The 8,529-nt window shown below is 74.8% G+C and carries 9 protein-coding genes; 6 read left to right on the forward strand and 3 right to left on the reverse strand.

Translation table 11 applies throughout. The features are described from left to right. Positions 1-20: 20 nt before the first annotated feature. From NH602_RS08245 to glgX, 3 genes are all read right to left on the reverse strand, one after another. Positions 21-521 carry a hypothetical protein gene (locus tag NH602_RS08245; protein ID WP_179761968.1) on the reverse strand — a complete coding sequence of 167 codons (501 nt, stop codon included), beginning with the start codon at positions 519-521 and terminating at the stop codon, positions 21-23. Positions 522-614: 93 nt separating this feature from the next. Beyond that, positions 615-842, reverse strand: coding sequence for a zinc ribbon domain-containing protein (locus NH602_RS08250; protein ID WP_073578478.1), 228 nt, complete (start codon positions 840-842; stop codon positions 615-617). Positions 843-906: 64 nt separating this feature from the next. Beyond that, on the reverse strand, positions 907-2,928 hold the full coding sequence (glgX, locus tag NH602_RS08255) for a glycogen debranching protein GlgX (protein WP_179761969.1): 2,022 nt from the start codon (positions 2,926-2,928) through the stop codon (positions 907-909). Between the two features lie 100 nt (positions 2,929-3,028). Between glgX and NH602_RS08260 the strand changes: the two genes are divergently transcribed. The 6 genes from NH602_RS08260 (at position 3,029) to NH602_RS08285 (ending at position 8,321) form a co-directional block, all read left to right on the forward strand. Next, a complete protein-coding gene (locus tag NH602_RS08260; RefSeq protein ID WP_253067480.1) occupies positions 3,029-3,799 on the forward strand; it encodes an ABC transporter ATP-binding protein in 771 nt (256 codons plus the stop codon). Between the two features lie 148 nt (positions 3,800-3,947). Beyond that, the gene (locus NH602_RS08265) at positions 3,948-4,727 is read left to right on the forward strand and encodes an enoyl-CoA hydratase/isomerase family protein (RefSeq protein WP_073578476.1); all 780 of its coding nucleotides are present in this window, start codon (positions 3,948-3,950) and stop codon (positions 4,725-4,727) included. An 80-nt stretch (positions 4,728-4,807) separates the two neighbouring features. Next, positions 4,808-5,764 (forward strand): class I SAM-dependent methyltransferase, encoded by a 957-nt coding sequence (locus NH602_RS08270; protein ID WP_073578475.1) that lies wholly within the window; start codon positions 4,808-4,810, stop codon positions 5,762-5,764. Continuing rightward, positions 5,761-6,936 carry a MacS family sensor histidine kinase gene (gene macS / locus NH602_RS08275; RefSeq protein WP_253067479.1) on the forward strand — a complete coding sequence of 392 codons (1,176 nt, stop codon included), beginning with the start codon at positions 5,761-5,763 and terminating at the stop codon, positions 6,934-6,936. Before NH602_RS08270 ends, macS begins: the two co-directional genes overlap by 4 nt. Next, positions 6,933-7,586: a response regulator transcription factor gene (locus tag NH602_RS08280; RefSeq protein WP_179761971.1), complete on the forward strand. Its 654-nt coding sequence runs from the start codon at positions 6,933-6,935 to the stop codon at positions 7,584-7,586. The genes macS and NH602_RS08280 overlap by 4 nt, the downstream gene beginning before the upstream one ends. A 129-nt stretch (positions 7,587-7,715) precedes the next feature. Then, the gene (locus NH602_RS08285) at positions 7,716-8,321 is read left to right on the forward strand and encodes a DedA family protein (RefSeq protein WP_179761972.1); all 606 of its coding nucleotides are present in this window, start codon (positions 7,716-7,718) and stop codon (positions 8,319-8,321) included. Positions 8,322-8,529 lie beyond the last annotated feature (208 nt).

Here is an 8,529-nt window from a genome sequence, read left to right on the forward strand (position 1 = left end):
GCCTAGCAACAGTGTGGCGGTCAGTCGCCGCAGACGGGCAGCGGGGTGTGGGCACCGGGGATCTCGCCGTGCTGGGGGAAGTACCAGGTCAGCGTGCGGTAGGCCGGGCGCCCGGCGCAGGTGCCCGGGTCGCCCGCGACCACGGTCGCCCGTTCCCGGGTCGCGGCGGCGAGCGGCTGCCCGGGGGCGGCGTAGGCGGCCGTCCCGGTGCCGGTGGCGGTCGGGCCGCCCCAGCTCTGCCACGTCAGGTCCTCGACGATGCCGGTGGAGCTCGCCCTGCCGAGGCCGACCAGCGGCGGCCGCGCGGTCCCGAGACCTCGGGCCTGCGGCCGGTCCGGGCTGCCGAGCACGATCGTCACCGGCGGTCCGGTGCCGGTCGACGCGGAGTCCGACGGTGCGGCGTCGGCGGACGCGCTCGGGCCCGCCGCGGTCTCCGCGCCGCGGGTCGGGGCGAGCGGGGAGGAACCCGCACAGCCCGCGCCCAGGACACCGACCAGCAGGACGGCCGGGAGCACGAGCACGACGCGCCGGGCCGCCCGTGACCTCCCACCGCCCGCCGGACCTCCGCCCGCCGGACCGTGGTCCGAGTGGGCGGGACCCGTCGTCGGCACGGGTCAGCCGCCGCAGCACCCGCCGCCGCAGCAGCCCCCGCCGCCACCGGCCGGGGTCATCGCGGGCCGGGGTGCGGCACCGGACCGGCCGCCGAGCGCGATCGTCGAGAGCAGCTTGACGGTGTCCGCGTGCCCGTGCGGGCAGTCCGCCGGGTCCGACGACGCGGCCATCGGCCGTTCGACCTCGAACGTCGTGGCGCACTCGCGGCAGCGGAACTCGTAGCGCGGCATGCGCGGAGCCTACGCCGCCCGGCCCGTCGGACCCAGCTCCCCGAACCCGGCTGGCCGGGTCCGGTCAGCGGCTGCGCAGCAGGCGTACCGAGCGGGGCGGTAGAACGATCGTCGCCCCGGCGTCGAGCGGGGTGGTGTCGGCGGGGGTGCCGTCGGGCGCGGTCGAGTCCAGGACCGGGTCGAATCCGTGGTCGCTGGGCAGCACGCAGTCGGCGGGCTCGTCGCCGGCGTGCAGGACCAGCAGCCAGTAATCGGCCAGCAGCAGCGCGAGGGTGCGGCGGCCGCCGTCGTGCCAGTCCCCGGGCTCCATCGGCCGCCCGGACGGGTCCCACCAGAGGACCTCGCCGTCGACGTAGAACTGGTCGCGGTGCAGCACCGGTGACTCGTGGCGCAGCGCAGCGACCTTGGCGGTGAACGCCTCCATCGCCGTGGTCTCGTCGGTGCGGGTCCAGTCCACCCAGGAGGTCTCGTCGTCGCGGCAGTAGGCGTTGTTGTTGCCGCCCTGGGTGCGCCAGCGCTCGTCGCCACCGGTGATCATCGGGGTGCCGATCGACAGCAGCAGCGTCGCCATCATCGCCCGGGCCGTGGCCTGCCGGGCGGCGCGGATGCCGGCGTCGTCGGTCGGGCCCTCGGCGCCGTGGTTCTGCGAGCGGTTGTCGTCGGTGCCGTCGCGGTTGTTCTCGCCGTTGCCCTCGTTGTGCTTGTGCTCGTAGGACACGAGGTCGCGCAGGGTGAAGCCGTCGTGGGCGGTGACGAAGTTGACCGAGGCCCACGGGCGACGCCCGGAGTGCTGGTAGATGTCGGAGCTGCCGGTCAGCCGCGACGCCAGCTCGGCGACGCCGCCGTGGCCGCGCCAGAAGTCGCGCACCGCGTCGCGGTAACGGCCGTTCCACTCCGACCACGCCACGCCGAACCCGCCGACGCGGTAGCCCTCGCCGGTCGCGTCCCACGGCTCGGCGATCAACTTGGTCGTCGACAGGGTCGGGTCCTGGGCGATCGCGGTGAGCAGTGCGGAGTCCGGGGAGAACGGACCCGACCGCGGGCGACCGAGCACCGAGGCGAGGTCGATCCGGAACCCGTCGACGCCGTAGGCGTGCACCCAGTGCCGCATGGCGTCGCAGACCAACCGGATCACCGTGGGGGAGCCGGCGTCGAGGGTGTTGCCGGTGCCGGTGATGTCGGCGTCGTGCCCGGACCCGCCGAGCGAGTAGTACGCCGGCGCGTCGAGGCCGCGGTAGGACAGGGTGGTGCCGCCGACCCCGCCCTCGCAGGTGTGGTTGGGGACGATGTCGAGGACGACCTCGATCCCGGCCGCGTGCAGGGTGTCGACGAGGTAGCGGAACTCCGCGACCTCGTTGCCGGGGTCCGAGGCGTAGCCGGCGTGCGGGGCGAGGAAGCCCAGCGTGGCGTAGCCCCAGTAGTTCGGCGCGCCCCGCTCCAGCAGCGGTGGCTCGGGGGCGTTGGCCTGCACCGGGAGCAGCTCGACGGCCGTCACCCCGGTCCGCTGCAGCTGCGCGATCACCGCCGGGTGGGCCAGCCCGAGGTAGGTGCCACGGTGCGCCTCGGGCACCTCGGGGTGGAGCTTCGTCCAGCCGCGCACGTGGATCTCCGAGATCACCGTCTCCGACCACGGCACGTCCGGGCGGGGTGGGCGCGGCGCGGCGTCGGTGGCGGTGACGACCGACAGCGGCACCGAGCCGAGCGAGTCGACGGTGCTGGGCCGCCCGGACATCGGGTCGCCGTCCCACCCGCGGGCGGCGACGACGTCGGTGACGGTGCCGGTGATCCGCGCGGCGTAGGGGTCGACGAGGATCTTGTGCGGGTTCGCGCGCAGCCCGTGGAACGGCCGGTACTCGCCGTGCACCCGGTAGCCGTAGCGCTGACCGGGCCGCACCCCGGGCACGTGGCCGTGCCACACGCCGAAGGTGTGTTCACGCAGCTCGACGCGCCGCTCGGTGAGACCACCGCCCTCACCGTCGGCGGCGCCGTCGATCAGGCACACCTCGACGGTCTCGGCGCTGGTGGTGGCGACCGCGAAGCGGGTCCCGTGGTCGTCGGGGTGGGCACCGAGGGGGAAGACAGGCACGATCGGCCAGGATAGGGGGGTGACTTCGCCCCGAACCCCGTCCGCGCCCGGTGTCACACCCGTTTCCACCCCGATCGACGACGAGGACGTGGTCGTCGGGATGGACGACGCCACCGTCCGCCGCGGCGACACCATCCTGCTCGATGCCGTCGACTGGCGGGTGGAACTCGACGAGCGCTGGGTCGTCCTCGGCCCGAACGGCGCCGGCAAGACGACCCTGCTCCGGCTCGCCGGTGCGGAGCTGCACCCGACCGCCGGCACCGTCCATGTGCTCGGTGAGCGCATGGGCCGGGTCAACGTCTTCGAGCTCCGCACCCGGATCGGTCTCACCTCGGCGAATCTGGGCGTCCGGATCCCGGGCGACGAGATCGTCTCCGACGTCGTCGTCTCCGCGGGCTACGCGGTCCTCGGGCGCTGGCGCGAGGAGTACGAGCGCGACGACACCGGCCGCGCCGAGCAGCTGCTGGGCCAGCTCGGCATGGCGGGGTTCGCCGGGCGCGCGTACGGCACGCTCTCCGAGGGCGAGCGCAAGCGGACCCTGATCGCCCGCGCGCTGATGACCGACCCGGAACTGCTGCTGCTCGACGAGCCCGCCGCCGGGCTGGACCTCGGCGGCCGCGAGGACCTCGTCACCCGGCTCGCCGACCTCGCCGACGACCCGTACGCCCCGGCGTCGGTGCTGGTCACCCACCACGTCGAGGAGATCCCGCCGAACTACAGCCACGGGCTGCTGCTGCGTGAAGGGCGTGTGGTCGCCGCGGGGCTCCTGGACGAGGTCATGACCTCCGAGCCGCTGTCGGAGACGTTCGGGCTGCCGCTGACCGTCGAGCGCCGCGGCAACGGACGGTTCACCGCCCACCGACGCGACTGATCCGCCGCCGGGCGCCGGTGCCCGCACCCGCGTGGGGCGACCGTCGCGCGGGTCGCCGCGAACCGGGACGGGACGCCACGCGGGCCGAGGCGGCCGGGTCGGATCACTGCGCGCTCCAGGGCGCCGGAGGCGACTAGGGTCCGCAGACGTGACCGAATTCGTGAGCCTGTCCGTGGACGAGGGCGTCGGGACGATCCGGATCGACCGCCCGCCGATGAACGCCCTGAACCGCCAGATCCAGGGTGAGCTGCTGGAGGTGGCCGACGAGGCCGCCACCCGCGCCGACGTGCGCGCGGTCGTCGTGTACGGCGGGGAGAAGACCTTCGCCGCGGGTGCGGACGTCAAGGAGATGGCGTCGATGTCCTACTCGGACATGGCGCCGCAGGCGCGGCGGCTGTCCGCCGGGCTGGGGGCCGTCTCGACGATCCCCAAGCCGACCGTCGCCGCGGTGACCGGGTACGCCCTCGGCGGCGGCCTGGAGGTCGTGCTCGGGGCCGACCGGCGCATCGCGGGGGACAACGTCAAGCTCGGCTTCCCCGAGATCCTGCTCGGCATCTTCCCGGGTGGCGGCGGCACCCAGCGCGCCGCGCGGCTGATCGGGCCGTCGCGCACCAAGGACCTGATCTACACCGGCCGCATGGTGAAGGCCGACGAGGCGCTGGCGATCGGGCTGGTCGACGAGGTCGTCCCGGCCGACGAGGTCTACACCCGCGCCGTCGCCTGGGCGCAGCAGTTCACCGCGGGCCCCGCCCTGGCCTACGCCGCCGCCAAGAAGGCGATCGACAACGGCCTCGACACCGACCTGCGTACCGGCCTGGACATCGAGTCCGAGCTGTTCGCGGGCGTGTTCGCCACCGACGACGCGAAGGCCGGCATGGCCAGCTTCGTCGAGAACGGCCCCGGCAAGGCCACCTTCACCGGCCGCTGAGCCGTCCCGCCCCCGCCCGGCCGCGCGACGCGCCCGGGCGGGGAGCAGGTCGGCGGCCGTGCTCTGCGAAACTCCTACTCATGAGTTCGGACCCGGCGCCCACCCCGCACGCCACCGCCGAGCAGGTCGAGGCGGCCTGGCACGACCCGAAGCTCGCCAACGTGCTCTACCACGACTGGGAGGCGGGCACCTACGACGAGAAGTGGTCGATCAGCTACGACGAGCGCTGCATCGACTACGCCGCGGGCCGCTTCCGCGCCGCGGCCCCGTGGGACGGCCGCCCCTACCTGCGCGCCCTGGAACTGGGCAGCGGCACCGGGTTCTTCCTGCTGAACCTGATGCAGGCCGGTGTCGCCGAGCGCGGCGTCGTCACCGACCTGTCGCCGGGGATGGTCGACGCCGCCACCCGCAACGCCGAGCACCTCGGGCTGGAGGTGGAGGGTGCCGTCGTCGACGGTGAGCACATCCCGTTCCCCGACGACAGCTTCGACCTCGTCGTCGGGCACGCGGTGCTGCACCACATCCCCGACGTCGAGGCCGCGTTCCGTGAGGTCCTGCGGGTGCTGGAGCCGGGCGGGCGGTTCGTGTTCGCGGGCGAGCCCACCACCGTCGGCGACGCCTACGCCCGCACGCTCGGCCAGTGGACCTGGAAGGCCACGACCACCCTGACGAAGCTCCCGGCCCTGCGGGGCTGGCGGCGCCCGCAGCACGAGCTCGACGAGTCCTCCCGGGCCGCCGCGCTGGAGTCGGTCGTCGACATCCACACCTTCGACCCGGCCGACCTGGAGCGCACCGCGACCCGGGCCGGGGCAGAGGGAGTGCGGGCCTCCACCGAGGAGTTCGCCGCCGCCATGCTGGGCTGGCCGGTGCGGACCTTCGAGGCGGCCGTCCCGCCCGGAAAGCTCGGCTGGAACTGGGCGATGTTCGCCTACCACGGCTGGCAGCGGCTGTCCTGGCTCGACGAGCACGTCCTGAACCGGGTCGTGCCGCGCAGCTGGTTCTACAACGCCCTGATCACCGGTACCAAGCCGAGATGAGCGGTCGGCCCCGGCGCGGCGCGCTGTCGGTCAGCATGGACGACGTGGAGCACCCGCTGGAGCCGTTCTGGCGCGGCGTCATCGCCTACCGCCTGCTCACGCTGCTGACGGTCGTCGGCGTGACGCTCTACCACCTGCCCACCGGCTACGAACGTCCGCCGGCCGCGGTCGGCGTGCTCGTCGTGATGGCGGTGTGGACGGCCGTGACGTCCTGGGGCTACCTCGGCGGGCTGCCCGGCGCACCGGACCGCCGCGGCCTGCTCGCCCTGGCCGACCTCGGCGTCTGCGTCGCGATCATGGCGACCACGCCGCTGGTCGTCCGGGTCGCCCACCTCGACGAGGGCGGCCCCGGCATGGGGTCGATCTGGACCTCCGGCGGGGTGCTGGCCTGCGCGGTCGCGTTCCGGATCACCGGCGGGGTGCTCGCCGCCGCCGTGATCTCGGTGGCGCTGGTGCTGTCCAAGCAGCGGTTCGGGGTGCTGGAGCTGGGCGACATGCAGCTGCTCGGACTGGCCGGGCTGACCGTCGGGTTCGCCGCGCACGTGCTCGACCGCACCGCCGCCCGGCTGCGCCGCCTCGTCGCCGAACAGGCCGCCACCGCCGAACGCGAGCGGCTCACCCGGGCCGTGCACGACGGAGTCCTGCAGGTGCTGGCGCACGTCCAGCGCCGCGGCGCCGAGCTGGGCGGCGGGGCGACCGAGCTCGGCGTGCTCGCCGGAGAGCAGGAGACCGCGCTGCGTGCGCTGCTGTCCGGGCCGGGGACCACCGACGCGTCCGGGTGCCGCGACCTCGCCGCCGCGCTGCGGATCCTCGCCTCGGACCGGGTCACCGTCTCGGCCCCCGGACGTCCGGTCGAGCTGGGCCGGCCGGTCGTCGACGAGGTGGAGGGCGCGGTGCGGGCCGCGCTCGCGAACGTGGCGCTGCACGCCGGGTCGGACGCGCGCGCGTGGGTGCTGGTCGAGGAGCTGCCCGGGGCGGTCGAGGTCAGCGTCCGCGACGACGGCCCCGGCATCCCCGAGGGCCGCCTCGCCGAGGCCGAGGCGCAGGGCCGGATGGGGGTGTCCCGCTCCATCCGTGGCCGCGTCGGCGACGTCGGCGGGACACTGACGCTGGACACCGGACCGGACATCGGGACCGAATGGGTCATCCGGGTCCCCAGGGAGGACACATGAGCATCCGGGTGATGGTCGTCGACGACCACCCGATCTGGCGCGAGGGCGTGGCCCGCGACCTCGCCGAGCGCGGCCTCGACGTCGTCGCGACGGCCCCGGACGCGCCCGCGGCCGTCCGGATCGCGACGGCCGTGCGGCCGGACGTGATCCTCATGGACCTCAACCTGGGCGTGACCTCCGGCGTGGACGCGATCGCCGCGATCGGGCAGCAGAGCCCGGACAGCCGCGTACTGGTGCTGTCGGCCTCCGGTGAGCACGCCGACGTCCTGGAGGCGGTCAAGGCCGGTGCGCTCGGCTACCTGGTGAAGTCCGCCGGGGTCGACGAGCTGCTGGAGGCCATCCGGCGCACCGCCGACGGCGTCGCCGTGTTCACCCCGGGGCTGGCCGGGCTGGTGCTGGGGGAGTACCGGCGGCTCGCCGACGCCCCGCGTCCCGCCGACGGCGCGCCCGCCGTCCCGGCACTCACCGACCGCGAGACCGAGGTGCTGCGCCTGGTCGCGAAGGGCATGACGGCCAAGCAGATCGCGGCGAAGCTCGTCGTCTCGCACCGGACCGTCGAGAGCCATGTGCAGAACACCCTGCGCAAGCTGCAGCTGCACAACCGCAGTCAGCTCGTCCGGTACGCCATCGAGCAGGGCCTCGCGGACTGAGCAGGCGGGGCGGTGCGTTCCCTGCGGTGAGCGGAGGTAAACCCGTAACGGGGGCCACCCCCATCACGAACAGGTCACGGGACCGGGCAGACTCGGCTCCGCCCCCGCCGCTCGACCTCCGGAGAGCCCGTGACCGACCCGAGCGCCCTGATCGGGTACCTCCTCCAGAGCCCCTGGCTGGTGCCCCTGCTCGCCGTCGCCGTGATGTGCGACGGGCCGTTCCCGTTCCTGCCGAGCGAGCCGGTGCTGTTCAGCGCCACGGCCGCCGCGCTGGCGGACGGCGACCGGTGGCGGATCGTGGCCCTGTTCGGTGCCGCGGTGGTCGGGTCCCTGCTCGGCGACGCGATGCTCTACGGCGCCGGACGCAGCTCCCACTCGGTCGTCCGGGGCACCCGTCGCAGTGACGGGACCGGCGCCTGGGTCCGCCGCCACCTGCACCGCCGACCGGTCGCCGCGCTGGTCGCGACCCGGCTGCTGCCCGGCGGACGGCTGGCGAGCGTGTCCGCGGCCGGCCGGGTCCGGCTGCCGCTGCGCGCGTTCCTGCCCGCGACCGTCGCGAGCGCCCTGGTGTGGAGCACCTGGATGACCGGCATCGGCGTCCTGGTCGGGCCGATCACGCACGGCGACCCGCTGATGTCGGTGCTCGCCGGGTTCGTCCTCGCGGCGCTCGTCGCCTCCGCGGCGGCCGCGGCCAAGGCGCTGCTGCGGCTGCGCCGCCCCGTCGTCGCGGTCTGAGCCCGCCCGGCCCGTTCGCGCCGAACCGGCGGGTTCCGCGCCGTTCGGACGGCCTACTGTGCTGCGGCACATGGCAAGCTGGGCCGTCCGGACGAACGGGGCGGGGAGAACTGAGGACGTGCACGACGACGGCGACCGGGTCTCGGCGGTGGCGGTGGGGCGGCCGGTGGTGCCGCCGGGGGTCGAGGTCGTGGCCCACGTGCCGCCC

The organism is Pseudonocardia sp. McavD-2-B, from assembly GCF_024124365.1.
In the GTDB taxonomy this organism is placed as follows: Bacteria; Actinomycetota; Actinomycetes; order Mycobacteriales; family Pseudonocardiaceae; genus Pseudonocardia; species Pseudonocardia alni.

Excerpts from the sequence above, each read along its gene's own strand:
- NH602_RS08250 (WP_073578478.1), bottom strand. The coding sequence starts at position 842 with ATGCCGCGCTACGAGTTCCGCTGCCGCGAGTGCGCCACGACGTTCGAG.
- NH602_RS08260 (WP_253067480.1), top strand. The coding sequence starts at position 3,029 with ATGGACGACGCCACCGTCCGCCGCGGCGACACCATCCTGCTCGATGCC.
- NH602_RS08270 (WP_073578475.1), top strand. The coding sequence starts at position 4,808 with ATGAGTTCGGACCCGGCGCCCACCCCGCACGCCACCGCCGAGCAGGTC.
- macS (WP_253067479.1), top strand. The coding sequence starts at position 5,761 with ATGAGCGGTCGGCCCCGGCGCGGCGCGCTGTCGGTCAGCATGGACGAC.
- NH602_RS08280 (WP_179761971.1), top strand. The coding sequence starts at position 6,933 with ATGAGCATCCGGGTGATGGTCGTCGACGACCACCCGATCTGGCGCGAG.